12 protein-coding genes are annotated in these 16,030 nt (G+C 42.4%); 3 read left to right on the top strand and 9 right to left on the bottom strand.

What is annotated here, in order from left to right:
* The first annotated feature begins 173 nt into the window (after positions 1-173).
* Complete coding sequence (bdhA, locus tag CDO84_RS02430; RefSeq protein ID WP_014663040.1) at positions 174-1,214, top strand: (R,R)-butanediol dehydrogenase; 1,041 nt, start codon at positions 174-176, stop codon at positions 1,212-1,214.
* A 47-nt stretch (positions 1,215-1,261) separates the two neighbouring features.
* Here bdhA and iolT read toward each other — a convergent pair whose 3' ends face one another.
* Positions 1,262-2,683, bottom strand: a complete 1,422-nt coding sequence (gene iolT, locus CDO84_RS02425) for a myo-inositol transporter IolT (RefSeq protein WP_014663039.1) — start codon at positions 2,681-2,683, stop codon at positions 1,262-1,264.
* Positions 2,684-3,252: 569 nt separating this feature from the next.
* On the opposite strand from iolT, the gene CDO84_RS02420 reads away from it, so the two are divergent.
* Complete coding sequence (locus CDO84_RS02420) at positions 3,253-4,278, top strand: potassium channel family protein (protein ID WP_014663037.1); 1,026 nt, start codon at positions 3,253-3,255, stop codon at positions 4,276-4,278.
* Between the two features lie 46 nt (positions 4,279-4,324).
* Here CDO84_RS02420 and CDO84_RS02415 read toward each other — a convergent pair whose 3' ends face one another.
* The 7 genes from CDO84_RS02415 to gutB form a co-directional block, all read right to left on the bottom strand.
* Entirely contained in the window at positions 4,325-5,296 is a 972-nt protein-coding gene (locus CDO84_RS02415; RefSeq protein WP_040083976.1) for an SPFH domain-containing protein, read from the bottom strand.
* Positions 5,297-5,326: 30 nt separating this feature from the next.
* Positions 5,327-6,094, bottom strand: a complete 768-nt coding sequence (locus CDO84_RS02410; protein ID WP_040083977.1) for a TPM domain-containing protein — start codon at positions 6,092-6,094, stop codon at positions 5,327-5,329.
* A complete protein-coding gene (locus CDO84_RS02405; protein WP_014663034.1) occupies positions 6,094-7,119 on the bottom strand; it encodes a TFIIB-type zinc ribbon-containing protein in 1,026 nt (341 codons plus the stop codon). Before CDO84_RS02405 ends, CDO84_RS02410 begins: the two co-directional genes overlap by 1 nt.
* A 65-nt stretch (positions 7,120-7,184) precedes the next feature.
* Positions 7,185-7,868, bottom strand: coding sequence for a PspA/IM30 family protein (locus tag CDO84_RS02400; protein WP_040083978.1), 684 nt, complete (start codon positions 7,866-7,868; stop codon positions 7,185-7,187).
* Positions 7,869-8,062: 194 nt separating this feature from the next.
* Complete coding sequence (locus CDO84_RS02395; protein ID WP_040083980.1) at positions 8,063-9,025, bottom strand: carbohydrate kinase family protein; 963 nt, start codon at positions 9,023-9,025, stop codon at positions 8,063-8,065.
* 94 nt (positions 9,026-9,119) lie between these two features.
* Positions 9,120-10,511: an MFS transporter gene (locus CDO84_RS02390; protein WP_040083981.1), complete on the bottom strand. Its 1,392-nt coding sequence runs from the start codon at positions 10,509-10,511 to the stop codon at positions 9,120-9,122.
* A gap of 73 nt (positions 10,512-10,584) precedes the next feature.
* On the bottom strand, positions 10,585-11,646 hold the full coding sequence (gene gutB / locus CDO84_RS02385) for a sorbitol dehydrogenase (protein ID WP_040083998.1): 1,062 nt from the start codon (positions 11,644-11,646) through the stop codon (positions 10,585-10,587).
* Positions 11,647-11,847: 201 nt separating this feature from the next.
* Here gutB and gutR point away from each other — a divergent pair, with 201 nt between their 5' ends.
* Positions 11,848-14,325, top strand: a complete 2,478-nt coding sequence (gene gutR / locus CDO84_RS02380; protein ID WP_040083982.1) for a glucitol operon transcriptional regulator GutR — start codon at positions 11,848-11,850, stop codon at positions 14,323-14,325.
* A 197-nt stretch (positions 14,326-14,522) separates the two neighbouring features.
* Here gutR and CDO84_RS02375 read toward each other — a convergent pair whose 3' ends face one another.
* Entirely contained in the window at positions 14,523-14,912 is a 390-nt protein-coding gene (locus CDO84_RS02375; protein ID WP_040083983.1) for a hypothetical protein, read from the bottom strand.
* Positions 14,913-16,030: the final 1,118 nt, after the last annotated feature.

The raw sequence follows: 16,030 nt of genomic DNA, 5'->3' as shown, positions 1-16,030 counted from the left end.
AAAAAAGAGTGTGCGAGACTCTTTTTTCTTCAAAGTTTCTTTTTTCAAAAAACGTAGATTATATTATATAAAAATTTGATTTCTTTTTTGGTTTTAAAAATGGCGATTTTGTGAACAGTTCATATTGACCGGTGCGGAATTACTCACATCAAAAGTTATAGGAGTGGTAATCCATGAAGGCAGCAAGATGGCATAACCAAAAGGATATCCGTATTGAAAATATTGAAGAGCCAAAAACGGAGCCGGGAAAAGTAAAGATCAAAGTCAAATGGTGCGGCATCTGCGGGAGTGATTTACACGAATATCTCGGCGGACCGATCTTTATTCCGGTTGACAAACCGCACCCATTAACAAATGAAACAGCACCTGTCACAATGGGGCATGAATTCTCCGGTGAAGTTGTCGAAGTCGGAGAAGGCGTTGAAAATTATAAAGTTGGAGACCGCGTCGTAGTTGAACCGATTTTTGCTACACACGGCCACCAGGGCGCTTACAACCTTGATGAACAAATGGGATTCCTCGGCTTAGCCGGCGGAGGCGGCGGTTTCTCTGAATACGTCTCTGTAGATGAAGAGCTTTTGTTCAAACTCCCTGAGGAATTATCATACGAACAAGGTGCGCTTGTTGAACCTTCAGCAGTCGCTCTATATGCTGTCCGCTCAAGCAAACTCAAAGCCGGCGACAAAGCGGCTGTATTCGGCTGCGGCCCGATCGGACTTCTGGTGATTGAAGCGCTGAAGGCTGCCGGTGCTACTGATATTTATGCTGTTGAGCTTTCACCTGAACGCCAGCAAAAAGCTGAGGAGCTTGGCGCGATCATCGTTGATCCATCTAAAACAGACGATGTAGTCGCTGAGATTGCAGAACGTACAGGAGGCGGAGTTGACGTAGCATTTGAAGTCACTGGTGTTCCGGTGGTGTTGCGACAAGCCATCCAGTCCACTACAATTGCCGGTGAAACAGTCATCGTCAGCATTTGGGAAAAAGGTGCTGAAATCCATCCGAACGATATCGTCATCAAGGAACGTACAGTAAAAGGAATTATCGGATACCGCGACATCTTCCCGGCTGTATTGTCATTAATGAAAGAAGGCTATTTCTCAGCCGACAAACTTGTAACGAAAAAAATCGTGCTAGATGATTTGATTGAGGAAGGCTTCGGGGCTCTTATTAAAGAGAAAAGCCAAGTCAAAATCCTTGTCAGACCTAACTAATCAGCATAAAAAAGAATCCGCGCTCGTATGCGGATTCTTTTTTTATTTTATCCAATCACTTCAGCGCCAGAATCTGTCTTGGCCCCGCCGTGATCATAAGCACGGAAGTTTTCCTCCAGCTGCTCAAGCGAAAGTCCTTTCGTTTCCGGTAAAAACTTCTTCACAAACAGGACAGAGCAAATGCCTAATCCAACGAAGATAAAGAACGTTGTGGATAGCCCAATGGCGGCCAGCAATATCGGGAAAGTGAAGCTGACTGCAAAATTCACCATCCACAGACAGAATACCGTGACACCCATTCCCAGTCCGCGAAGGCGAAGCGGGAAAATCTCAGAAAGCATCAGCCACGTCACTGGTGAAATGGCCCCCTGCTGAAAAGCAAGGAATGTAACTGTTAGTGACAGAACCACATACGGAAGTGCCGGTGATCCTTGAAGTACAAGTGAAAATATCCCGATCAGCAATAATGCTGTTGTCGTACCGATCAAGCCCGTCATCAGCATCGGCCGGCGCCCCACTCTTCCCAGCAGCCAGATTCCGACGAATGTTGCCAATACTGAAATCACGCCATTCGCAATGTTTCCGATTAAAGCGGCTTCCGTTTGGAAACCAGAGTTTCTTAGAATTTCAGTCCCATAATACATAATCGAATTAACACCTGTAATTTGCTGTACAATCGCAATCCCTAATCCAATAAACACAATACGGCGCACCCATGGGACTGAAAGATCTTTAAACGTTGCTTTTTCAAGCTGATCTTCTTTTTTGAAAGCGAATTCAATTTCTTGCAGCTCAGCTGCTGCCCGCTTTTCATCCCTGATTTTTTTCAATACACGCAAAGCATCTTCTTTTCTCCCTTTCGATACAAGCCAGCGGGGACTCTCGGGCATTCTGATCATCCCGAAAAACAGGAACACGGCTGGAAGCGACGCAATGACCAGCATGAACCTCCACACATGGGAGTTGTCTCCCATTGTTGTTCCAAGGATTGCATTAAAAACAAAGGCCAAAAGCTGTCCTGATACAATCATCAATTCGTTCTGCGTCACCATCCGTCCTCTGCTTTCCACAGGAGACATCTCTGCTAAATAGGCAGGCACCGTTACTGATGCACCCCCTACCGCAATACCAAGCACAAAACGGGAAATGATCATGACCGTAACATTCGGAGCAAATGTACACCCGATCGTCGAAATAAAAAATATAACAGCGAGGAATAAAATATTTTTGCGGCGGCCGTTAAAATCAGACATCCTGCCGCCAAACACAGCACCCAGCGCGGCTCCAAAAAGAAGTGAACTGGTGACAAGGCCCTCTGTGAAGGCATTGAGATTAAGCTGATCCGGCTCTCCCATATACGGCAAAGCTCCATTGAGCACACCGGTATCATAGCCAAAAAGAAGCCCGCCGAAAGTAGAGACTAAAATAATCGTGCGTAAAAATGACATTTGATTGCCTTGTTTATTCATACTGTTTCCCCCAGTCTTTTTCAAAATCGATCAATGCGTATTTCAAAAAACTTATTCCAGGGCTGCTGCCTTCCTCACATTTCGTCATCAGGCTTCAGAAAAAAGTTCTTTATGTTTTTATCCAATAACCTTATAACCTTCCCTTCTTATTAGCATTCCAGCCTCCTTGGAAGCGATTTCATTTCTAGCTAAAAAAACAATGAGTATTTCTTTGAGCATAACCTTGCTATTTTGTTATCTTATAGTCACTTCATAGTCCTATTGTAGTAATATGATAGTGACATTTTTGTTACATCTGATATTATCATAATTACAAAAACGTTTTCAGTCAATATAAATTTCTGAAAATTTTTTATTCAACAAAAGGAAAATCACTAATTCAAGGGGAAAACGAACGGAAAATGTGTGAATTAAGTCAAAATATCTGTGATTTTCTGTTCATATCGATAAATGAGTAAGTGTTGGTTAACTTCATCTAAAATCAAACATTCGGTCAATTGTTTCAGACTCAAGATAAAAGGAAATAGAAAAGAAAATAAAAGAAGGCTGGCTTAAGGGAGGCAACCAAAATGAATGAGGGTTATATCATTGCAGGCCTTTTATTATTGACAGCGGGGATGATTGATTTTTTATGGACCACGTTATGGTTAGAGAGCGGCGCAGGCCCGATCACAAGATGCCTGTCTGCTTGGCTGTGGAAAGGCTGCCGCAAAATCAGCGGAGACCACGCAAAGGTTCTGAGTACGGCAGGTCCACTGCTGTTATGCCTGACGTTAGTGATATGGATCAGTCTGTTTTGGAGCGGATGGGTGCTGATTTTCTCGAGCGACCCTCACTCACTTGTGGAAGTTCAATCGAAAGAACCGGCTTCCTGGTCAGACCGAATTTATTTTTCCGGCTATGTCATGTTTACTTTAGGAAATGGCGATCTCGCACCAAACGGAGGCCTATGGAAGCTTGTCACGGTTATTGAAACAGCTCAAGGACTGCTTACCATCACTTTTTCCGTCACGTATTTGATTTCCGTCTTGAGTGCGGTGAATCAAAAGCGTTCCTTTGCCCAAAGTGTATTAAGTCTAGGGCATGACGGAACAGAAATCGTCCATAATGCATGGAATGGCAAAGACTTTCACGACATTGATTTTCTTCTTGTCGCCGTCTCATCAGAGCTGGGAAAGCTGACCGCTCAGCATAACGCCTTCCCCATCCTTCATTTTTACCACAGCACGCAGCATCAGGAATCCTCCATTATAGCTGTTGCTGTATTGGATGAGGCTCTAACCATTTTCAAATACGGTATTCCTGAACAATATCAGCCGAATCAGCTTCATATTAAAGAAGCGCGCTCGAGTATCAAAAACTACCTGGACACCGTTCATACTGCCTATATCCATCCTGCAGAACAAGCGCCGCCGGAACCAGACATCTCAAAGCTTCACCAATCAGGCATACCGGCTTTATCTAAGCAAACATTTCAAATTGCCGTCAATTCAATAAAGGAACGTCGTCAATTGCTGCTGGGAATTGTCCAAGCGGGTGCTCGAAAATGGCCTGTTCAGGAGCAAGCAATAGATAACGCATATTCTCCTAAATAAAAAAGTCCCGAGTGCTGATCACTCGGGACTTTTCACTGTATGATTCTTATACAAGCTTCTGGCCGCAATTCGGACAAAAATTGGCTTCGCCCGTTTTTGTTCCGCAGTTTGGACAGAAATTCGGTTTACTTCCGCTGCCAGTTGACTGTGGGCCTGATGACTGTGCCTGATGACTCTGATTCATTTGATTCATCATCTGATTGGCCATATTCATTCCCATCATCATTCCTGCCATATCCGAAGCCACTCCGCCTCCGCTCATCTTTCCGGATGCCATTCCATCCGCCATCGATATTTGCTGGTATCTGTTCACATCCCCAACCATACCGTAGGAAGCGTTCTTTGTTATCATATCCTGAACCTCTTGAGGATAATTAAAGCTCATGATTTGAAAACCAGTGACCGTCATCCCGTCACTTATTAATTGCATATCTAAGTCCTCTTGAATTCCCTTCGCAATATCAAAAGCGTTCGCTTGAAGATTAAACATATCTTTCCCTTCTCTTGTGATCCACTTCATGAGAAGCTGGTCCAGAATAGAAGTGATACGGGTTTTAATATCCTCTACATAATATTGATCCTTCACGCCAGCGATTTTATCAATCAGGCTGATATAGTCCTGCACTTTAAAATTAAATGTGCCGTTTGCGCGAATCGGCATCCCGCCTGGCATTCCCGCTGCCGGAATATTTATCGCCTGTTTTGTTCCCCATCTTACGGTAAATTCCTTCGTATTGACAAACAGCACCTCGGCACGCATGCCGCTGTTAAAACCAAACTTAAAGCCCTTTAACGTTGAAAGGAATGGAATAATTTCTGATTCAATATCATAATCGCCATCATCTTGAAAAACCCCTTCAACCCGCCCATTGTTCAAAAAGACAGCATCCTGTCCGGGACGAATGATTAAACGGCTCCCTTTTTTGATTTCACGATTGTTCCATTTATAAAAAATCATATCATCTCTAAATTCTTCCCACTCTATTACATTTGCTAATTGGTTTCTGAAAAACGACATGTTACCTCTTCCTTTCTCTATTTTCTACTACTAGAAACTGCCCCGGCTTCCACTGTATGACGTGCCGCCTTTCGTCACACCGCCATCGCTGCCGCTGTCTTTATCATTTGATGGTTTTCTTTCTCTTGTTACAGTCGTTCTGATATAAGTGTCGTATTGATCAATCACATCAGACGTACGCTGATCCATATATGTATTCCCATTAACCGTTACTTTGCCGCCCGTCTGATAAAGCATAATTGAAACCGCAATTCCCCCGACTGCGATGGCAACAATCAGCTGAAACCACCATGTGAAGAATATGTTGTCGGGGTTTATTCCCGGTTTTATGCCCATATCTTTATAGGAAAGCTGAATATATGTCTCAAAAGCTTTGAAATAATTTTCATTGGATAAATCAGATGAAATCGTATTTCTGATGCTGTTTAGCCTGCTGTTGTCCAAATACTTTTCAGCTTTTTGGTAGCCCGAGATGAATACTTCTCTATCCGCCATATCAATCGTTAAAATAGCTGTACTGCCTTTTCCGTAACGATCATAAAAATCGCCGGCATAATCGGCAATATCTTCACCATTTGTGCTTTTAGTCGTAATAATAATGAAATCAGTGTCTCTCTTTGCACTCAGCTCTGCCGAGAGAGATTCAAGTTTTTCGATTTCTGTTTTTGATAATAGATGGGCATGGTCATATACATGCTGCTGTGATTCAGAAGCTCTTGCCGCTTCGATCCCCAGTAAAGGCATCATGATGAAGACAGCCAACACAACAAAGATCGCTTTCCCTAAAAATCCCCGCATCAAAATCCGCCTCCCATCATTAATGAAACGAGCTTCAATGCAAGAAATGTCCCGCCTGCTATTCCGCTAAACCATGCCGCTACTTTTCCTGAACTGATCGGCGGCTTTCCGACGACCTTACCTGTTTGCCCGTTCATCGCAAAGATATGCTCCGCTCTTTCATAATCGTAACTGACCATCCAAACGGGAAGCAAAACGTAAAAGCTGTTCACATTTTTCGTGTGAATATGTTTGTCCCTCACATTGACTGACGTATATCCGGAAAAAGTAGAATGGATGTATGAATCTATATAACTGCTTATTTTCTCTTTCGCCCTTGGAAAAAGCTCCTCATCGGTATAATTGTACTTTTCCGCAATATAGCCGGCCAAATATGCCGTTTGAAAGTCCTTCAGCTGATCGTATGAATATGGCTCCAACTTATCCATTAACTCATCATTCATTTTTTCTGAGGCATCAACAGGAATTTTCAAATAATCGAGATTGATATCACGAAACGCTTCAAAATGCTCTGTTTCTGTGCATATATAATCCCCTTCTTCATACTGGTGCACTCTGGTACAGTTTGCTCTCACCTGTACTTCACTATTTAAATCAAACATCCAAAACGGAATATACATGCCGGTGATGCTTTTAATTCGATCAGCCGACATGAAACCTCTTGGTGTCAGAAGGCCTTTTTTGCACCACTTTCGAAATGCCTGTTCGGCTTCTTGCTTGCTGATTGTAAATGGGATGACTTTCGCCGGTGCCAAATGTCCTGATAAACGATCGGCAAGTATTGCAGCACCCCCGCAGAAGCTGCACGTCGTTGCTGTCGTTTCAGCTTCCGTGATCAAAACGGCGCCGCAGTTTTCACATTGATATTCTTTTGCCTCATCTTCAGAAAACCGCGCCGCAATGTTTTCTTTCGGAAGGCTTTCAATATTGTCCTGTCTTCCGCAGCTGCCGCAGGATAACGAGCCGGTTTCACTGTCAAATGCCATATCACTGCCGCAGTTCGGACACTTATAAGATATTATCATTACCGTTCCCTCTCACATCTTATGATAAAATAGCGCCGCAGCCGAAAGCTGCGGCCTCCTATGTATTACTTATCGAGCATCATTTTCGCTTTTAACGCCGCAAGTTCATCATCAACCTGGCTTGAACCGCCAGTGTCATACTTTGCAGTCAGATCAGCCATATCATCCTGCGGAGCGCTGTTCAGTTCAGCCATTGCATTGGCCTGGTCTAGCGCCTTATTTACTTTGTCCTCCATTCGGCCGAATGCAGACATTGATTGGCTTGTACTCGAAACAGAGGCGCCCAGTTTGTTCATTTTTTCTTGTGTTTTCGCTACTGCCCACTTCGCCTTGATCATATTTTTGCGTGCTTCCAGCTCTCCAATGTCAGATACCAATTTGTCATGCATCTTTCTCATCTGTGCTGCATTGGTTGCAGCAATTTGATTCGCCGTCTGCAGCTCAGAAAGCTTTGATTCCAAAGATGTTTTTCTTTCAAGGAACTTTCTCGCATCGCCCTCATTCCCGGCTTGCAGCGCCTTCATTGCATAGCTTTCCATCTTTTCCATATCCGCCTGGCACTCGTGATATTCTCTTTTTGCTCTCTGCTCCTCAGCCATAACAGCTGCTGTTTCTGCCTTAACCTTAGCCAAATCGTTATTCATGTTTCTTAAATATTGATCTACCATTTTCTCCGGATTTTCAGCCTTGTCCAATAAAGCATTGATATTCGCAGACATAATATCTTTAAATCTTCCAATTATACTCATTATACCGTTCCTCCTAAAGCTATTCGGTAACCCTTGTTACATATACTATTTATTATCGTTAAAAGTTTCACTTTTTTAATAAAAAATGACATTTCAAACGAAAAATATACAACTTTTTACCTGAACAAAAATGTAAGCAATAAAAAAAGGTGCCCCCAAAAGTCCAAAGACTTTTAAGAAACACCTTCAATGATTTACAAAGAAACTTCAATCTCATCCATGCTTGGCAGTGCATCAATCGCTCCAATTTTAGTGCACACAAGAGCTCCGACCTTATTGGCAAACGCCACAATCTCACGCAGCTTCGCAAAATCTGTTTCTACAGATTGAATATGTCCCGTGTTTGCCAATTGATATAAAGCCGCACCGACAAAAGCATCTCCCGCTCCTGTTGAGTCGATTGATGTCACCGGAATGCTTGGAATGATTTCACGGTCTTTTCCATTGGAAAGAAGCGTACCGCTTTTCCCAAGGGTCACAGCGACAATCTTGGCTCCGATCTCATGAAGGATCGCAACTCCCTTTTCCTGATCCTTCACACCACTGATAATCTCAAGCTCCTCGTCACTGACTTTCACAAAATCACTTACAGCGATCGCTTTTTTCACAACACTTACAAATTCTGAGACTCTTCCCTTCCATAAATCTTCACGATAGTTAGGGTCAAACGAGATAAACTGTCCATTATCCTTCGCAATCGACATCAGCCGTAAATAAGCTGAGCAAAATGGATCTGATAACAGCGCCGTTGCAGAGCCGAAATGAAGGATTTTCGCTTCGTTTACTTTTTCCTGGTCAATATCCTCCAGCGTAAACAAAGCGTCCGCGCCTCTATTAAAAACAAAGTCACGTTCTCCATTTTGTTTTAATGAAACAAAAGCAAGCGTTGTAGGCGCTTTCTCATCCATCACCAGCATAGAGGTATCGACATGTACAGCGTCCAATGTGCGCTTCAGAAAATACCCAAATGGATCCTTGCCTACTTTTCCGCTGAAAGCGGCGTCTCCACCCAGCTTGGCAATCGCTGCTGACACATTCGCCGGTGCACCGCCGGCACTTTTCAAGAATTGGCGCCCGTCCATTAAATCAACGTCAACATCGGTACAAAAGAAATCAATTAACAATTCTCCAATACAAACAACAGATTGACTACGCATATTATCACACTCATTTATAAAGTCTAGATTATAGTCTCAGTATATTACTTTCTGCTATAAATACAACATTGAATATTGAAAATTTTACATATATTTATTTAGCAGACCTTTGCTCCAGCTCAGAGATGATATGCTTATATCTTTTTTCCGTTAAAGGATAGAAGGCGATGAGAATAATAGAAAGCAAAATGAAAAATCCCGGAATCAAAGCATTCATGTTTTTAATCGCATTCAATGACGCAACTGTCTGGTCTGCATTCGCCACATACCCGGCGATTCCTAAATAAATGGCCGAAAATGATCCGGCTAACGCCACACCCAGCTTATTAATAAAGCTCATGCTCGAAATCACCACACCATCCGCGCGAATTCCGGTTTTCCATTCCGCATAATCGACACAATCCGCAACCATTCCCCAAGCAAGCGTATTTAAAGGCGTTGTGAAAAATCCTGATGCAAAAAGCCAAATGAAAATGAGTGTAATGGAAGAATACGGCGTAAAATGCAGGCCGGCATAAGAAATAAGCGATAGAGCCGCCGTGATAATCATGACTTGTTTTCTTCCCCACTTCTCAGAAAAGAAAGGAATAAACAAATTGCTGATCAGCGCTGCTCCGAAAAATAAAACGGTTCCCATAAACACAAATTCTTTATGGTTTACGTTATACGTAAAATAATACACCATCGTGCTGAGCTTAATATTAAACCCGATCGCAAAAGCCAAAAATGATGAAATTAACATAAGCAAAGGTTTATTTCGGAATAAAACGGATAATGTCTTTTTGATCCCTTGTTTTTTTCTCTTTTTAGGCTGAATCCGCTCCCGTACAGTAAAGAAACTGAATAGATTCAAAACAATGCTGACCGCCGCGTAGATGAGCGCAGTCATTTGAAATCCAAACGCCTGATCCTCTCCTCCGATAGCAGTTGCAAGCGGTGTCGCACAGGAAATGGATAAAAGAATTCCGATATACACCAAAATCATCCGGGTTGTGGTTAGAACCGTCCGTTCCTCCACAGAATTCGTCATCCGCCCCGTTAGGCTGTTCACCGGGATTGTTTGCATACTAAAGGACATCCCAAGCAGAATATAGGTGACGTACGCATATACCATATTCCCGGTCTCACCGAAATGAGGCGTCGTGAAACATAAGAATGTGAATAGCGCAAAAGGAAATGCCACCCACAGCAAATATGGCCTTGCTTTTCCCCACCTTGTATTCGTTTTATCTAAAATCAATCCCATGATCGGGTCAAAAATAGCATCCAGCACACGCACAACAAGAAACAAAGTTGCGATCACCGCAGGCTGAATGCCGCCGACGTCTGTATAATAAAATAATAAGTATGCGTTTACAAACTGAAAGATAATATTATACGACATATCGCCGAATCCATAGCCGATTCGTTCAAACCAGGACAGGCCGGTGCTGGATTTTGACTGATGCTTCACTTTCATTGCCGTTACTTTTTCTGTTTCAATCATCATTTCCCACCCCAAGAATCCGTTTTCATTTTCAGTACACAAGAGGGAGAATACAAAGATCCTCCCTGTTCACTCAGCGATTTGGATACACCATCACTTTTAAACATTCATTCTTAAATTGAAGCGCCCGTTCCATCGCCTCTTGTGTCTGCTCCAGTGAATATTGGTCCGTTATAAGATGCTTCGTGTCCACAATGCCGGAAGCGAGAAATTCGATTCCCTTCGGATACGTATTCGCATAACGGAAGATTCCGTATATATCAATCTCGTTATCTGCAATAAACGGCACATTGAGCGGAATCTCGTTCTGAGAAGGCAAACCGACAATCGCTAATTTTCCGCCCCGGCGCACAGAAGCCAGTGCAGTTTGCAGTGCCGCTGGATTCCCCGCTGTTTCCCAAGCAACATCAACGCCTTTTTCATTCGTGATCGTCTTAATCTCTTCAAGCGCATCCTGTTCACGGATATTAATGACATGAGTCGCTCCCATTTTTTTCGCAGCCTCTAACCGCAGCGGCTCTAAGTCAGTGACGATAATTCTGCCTGCCCCAAATGCTTTAGCTGCGGCAACGGCCATTAACCCAACAGGGCCCATCCCCATAATCGCAATTGTTGATCCGGGCTGAAGCTTCGTTCTTGCCGCCGCATGAATGCCGACAGAAAACGGCTCGATCAAGGCAGCATCTTCATAAGAAAGTGAGTCTGGGATAGAGAAAACAAAGTCCTGCCGCATTTTGATATATTGAACAAACGCGCCGTCTACCGGCGGTGTAGCCAAAAACTGTACATCCGGGCAAAGATTATAGCGCCCTTCTTTGCACGCCTCACAGCGTCCGCACGTAACACCCGGCTCTACAGCGACACGGTCTCCCACCTTGAATTGATCGACGGATGATCCGACAGCGGCAATTTCACCTGCACATTCATGGCCTAGGATAAATGGTTTTTCCACTACATAGTTGCCGATTCGGCCATTTGTATAGTAATGCAGATCTGATCCGCAAATTCCGACAACCATCACCTTAATCAACACTTCATCATGATTGATGTCAGGCACAGGCACTGTTTCGATTTTGATTTCTCTTGTGCTGTGCATAACAGCCGCTTTCATGTTCTGAGGTACTGTGTGAGTCATTTGGCAAATTCCTTTCTTTAGAAAATAAAATGTAAGTGCATACATTTTTGTTTTCTCTGTTACTGCCCCCATTTTATCTGCTTTTCAAGACGTTCAACAGCCTTTCCTGCTGTATAAAAGGACAGCGGCACTGTACTTTTATTTTTTCATATACAAAAAACGCTGAATTGATAAAATAGTACTAATAGGAGGTGCAGGCTTATGGCTGAACTTGAAAACCGAAAACAATTTGCACAACTGCTGGCACCTGGCGTCAAAACGCTAAAACTTCATCCTGATTATAAAGTCAGAAGGAAAAAGAACGAAAAAACAGGACAGTCTTACATAGATAAAATCGCACTCCAGCTGGGAGTCTCCCCAAACACGATCAAAAGCTGGATCGGTCAGATGGGGGTAAACTACATTCCGGGAAGAATTGAGGACGGAAAACTGTTCGGGATGATCTGGATCATTCTCGAAAAGACCGACTTCGATATTGAGTGGTTGACCGACCTGCTGGAAACCACCACCATCCCAGTCATCAAACCCGCATTGCCTGTATGGGCAGCGTCTTGTTTGAAAAAAGCGAAAACGCTGCGAAAGGACGGGTCATTCGGAGCTCCCAATGATGACGATATAGAAAAAGCAGTAAAGCGGCTTTTTCATCATAGACCTAACCAAGAAACGAATGCGCTTACAGAGCAGCCTATCACGCATAACCTACCGTCACGCTGGTCCGTGCACTTTATCGGACGCAGCTTTGATATGGAAGCGATACGGCAATGGATGCTTTCTCCGTCACCAGTTTGTTTAATTACCGGCTGGGCCGGTATGGGTAAAACCACAGTCGCTCTTGAAGCCGCCTATTCCTGTGTCGACGATACTTCAGATTGGCCCTCATTCAACAGCATCATTTGGGTCAGCGCTGATTGGAAAGGATTGAGCTTTAGCGATTTTTTAAATACGATCGCCTATCAGCTCGGGCGCACAGAACAAATCGATAAATCAATCAATGAAAAACGGTTTGTCGTCCGCAATGCGTTAGCCAATTACACTAGAGAAAAACCGATCCTGCTGATCGTTGACAGCATCGATACCGCAGAACGTGACATTCACGAATTTATCACAAGCCTTCCACAAGGCGTAAAAGTTCTCCTCACTGCACGGGAAAACGTAAAACAAACCTATCGGGAAAGCTTCGGAGAAATGACAGCTATTCAGCTGAGCGGCCTGGAACAAACAGATGCCCACGAATTTTTCCAGCAAGAAGTGCACCGCTGCTTACAAACATGCAACCTCCCACTTAAACGGGAAAAGCTGGAGCAGCTGTTACATCTATCATCTAACCTGAAAAACGAATTCATTTCAGCGACTGCCGGAAACCCGAAAGCCATGGCACTCAGCATCGCCTATATGTCAGATGATGACATACCCGCTCAGCAGCTGATTCATGAACTTGGAAAAGCAGGCTACTCACTGCTGGAATTGTTTGAGTTCCTCTTCGGCCGCACCTGGGATAGATGCAATGAAGATACGCGAAAGCTATGGCAGACGCTTTGCTTTTTCAGCAAGCCGCCTGATGAAAAAAGCCTGGCGGCAGCAGCCGGATTAGACGCCCGCCGTTTTCATTACGCTATGGAACAAATGCGGTCATATGCGCTGATTCAGCCGGAACGACGCCAAGGCAGGACGCAATACTTAGCGCACCAAACCGTTGTCGCCTACGGAGAACAGCATTTGTCCGAACAGCACGAATATGAAAAAGAAGCCCGCAATCGCTGGGCGCACTATTATATTGATTATGCCGAAACCCATTTAAAGCGTGAACAGCCCAACTCTATCTATTGGAGCTACCTGCTGGGACGGAACTTAGATCAAATGAAACAAGAATGGCCAAACATCTTAAAGGTCATCAAATGGGCAAGCGAAACCGATCAAAAAGAAATCCTAATCGAACTCATCACCCGCGTCAGCCATTTTCTAAGCAGAATCAACCTGCCCTTGCGAATCGAATACGGGCGCAAAGCCGCCGACGCCGCCCATCAATTAGGCCAACACACACCAGAAGCGTACTTCCGAATCGACACAGCAGGCTGGGCTCTGATGGAAGTCAATGATTTAGACAGGGCCTTACAGCAAATAGAGGCCGGACTGAAGACTCTGGAACAATCAGACGCTCACGATGCCCATGATTTAAAGGTTTGGGGACACGCACTCAAAGCAAGGCTGTTTTTAAAAGCTGAGCAACAGGAAAAAGCAGAGACCATTTTAAACGAAATCGAAAATCAACCGATTTCCCCTACCATTCAACACAGAGTTCTATTGGTTCGCGGTGACTTAAGCTTTGCGAGAGGTCATCATGAAGAAGCCATTCAATTATACGAAGCCGCAAATGAAATCAGCTCCACGTACGGCGGTGAAAAAACGATAGAAGCCTATTTCAATCTGGGTGTCGCTTACGTGAAATGTGGTCAATTTGAAAAAGCGGAAGAAGCCTTTGAGCAAATGCTCTATGACAAACATAACGCCAATCAGGTTGAGTTGATCTATTATTTTTACGGGATGGCGCAGCTGTTGAACCGTAAAGGAGAGAAAACGAAAGCGATGGAATCTAATCAGAGAGCGATTCGTTTGATTGATTCTTGGGAGCCTGGGATTGGGATTCGGAGTGAGGTGGAGCAAATGGATATTCTCATTTAAAAGACAACTACATTGCGGCTAGCGGTACGAGCTTTGAAAAACACTCATGACCTTGTTGTTTTTAAAGATAAAAAGGTATCTTTATCAGTACAGTAAATTGATTAAGATACCTTTATTTAAAAATTAATATCTCACAGAATGACAAATTTCTAAAGTTAAACTTTTAACAACAAGAGGTTAATACTTATACAGCCGTATTAATGCTGTACTGTAATATAATGTTTTAGTTCACCTGACCAATATCTTCCTCCCCAATCCTGTCCAACTTGCACATCATACTTACCTGCAGGAAGATTTTTCGTTGAAAAACTCACACGAAAATTACGTGAACCAATACTATGCAAAATATCTTTTCTGGCAATTACTTTACCTTTGTTATTTAATAGAATTACTGAAAAGCCATTATCTAAATCCCTAGCCAAAGTACCCGTAACCACAATGGAAGTAGCTCTTTTCGTATATGTATTAGCATCTGTTTTAAATTTGATTGTACCTTTCGAATCCATAGCTAATGCTTCTGACCCGCCTGCGAAAATGGCAACTCCCAAAAGTACTGCTGTAAACATGGTCATTACTAACTTTTTCATCTTTAGAATTCCTCTTTTCTTTTTAATATTTTAAATCCTCAATTATAATAACATATTTGCCTAAAAAATAGGGATTTTTCCATATCTTCCTTCTAAAAAATGAATAAGTATGATAGAAATTTAATAATATTAATGCAAATTAAGATTCTTTTGAAAAATTTCTTGTTTTAATCTATTTGAAATGAAGCTTAAAATTTGAAGTATCATCTATAAAACCTCTGCCAAGGTGTCTAATAAAACCATATACACGAATAAAAGATTACAAAGTGCTAAACAAATACAATTTTAAAAAAATTTTAATTTTCTCTCATTACTCCCCAAGTCTCTATTGAAAAAATTAAAATTTATAAGTTCTTATATTACATGAACCTAATATAGAGTGTTTTCTGAGTTGTAATAATATATTTATACCTGCTTTCAAAATAAAATTGCAAATACCTGTTAAAAAATAGTTGCGAAGAATTCCCGGAACGTATCAAAATATCATGCATAAATGTCTCTTAGCATTCGGAGGAAATCAACAGCCATACTTTCGATATATCTAGAGTCATTCAATTAAATGGAACTTAAAACAATAAAATCCCATCTTTAGTAAACCCAACTTGTATAGAACAATTTCTCCACAAGCCTTTTTGTTTTATTAAGATTCCTTTAATTATTATATTCAGCTTTTAGAAACAGAAAAGAGCTCCCATATACCTAGCTCTGCTTGTTTAGGGAATGTGAGTAATCTTCTTTACATTCTAGTAGGCGGATGTGAGGAGAATTTGTAAGTTGGTTGTATTTTCATAAAGCTAGTGCATTTCTTCCAGTTTATAGTGAGTGATGCAGAATATTTTATCGTTGATATTCAATCCAAGAAACCATCTGTTACGCCCTATTATAATAAATTTATCTTTAGAACTGTCTATCTAAACGGATACCATGAAGATATCCGTGAATATCATTTAATGAAATCAGCAGATTCCTTCATTTCACCATATTAGGGTTTAACTTATTTATGATGAAAAAGATTTATGTATTAATCAATTTTTTAAAACAGTGAACCTCTTTGTACGATTCGCTTAGGCAAATCAAATTCTGCTTATGCCGAAAAGAATTTCTTGTAAAAAAGAAAC

The sequence above is a fragment of the Bacillus sp. MD-5 genome (genome assembly GCF_002201875.1).
GTDB classification, from domain to species: domain Bacteria; phylum Bacillota; class Bacilli; order Bacillales; family Bacillaceae; genus Bacillus; species Bacillus stercoris.
Note: the sequence above shows the minus strand (reverse complement) of the source record. Positions and strands in the feature narration are given on the sequence as shown.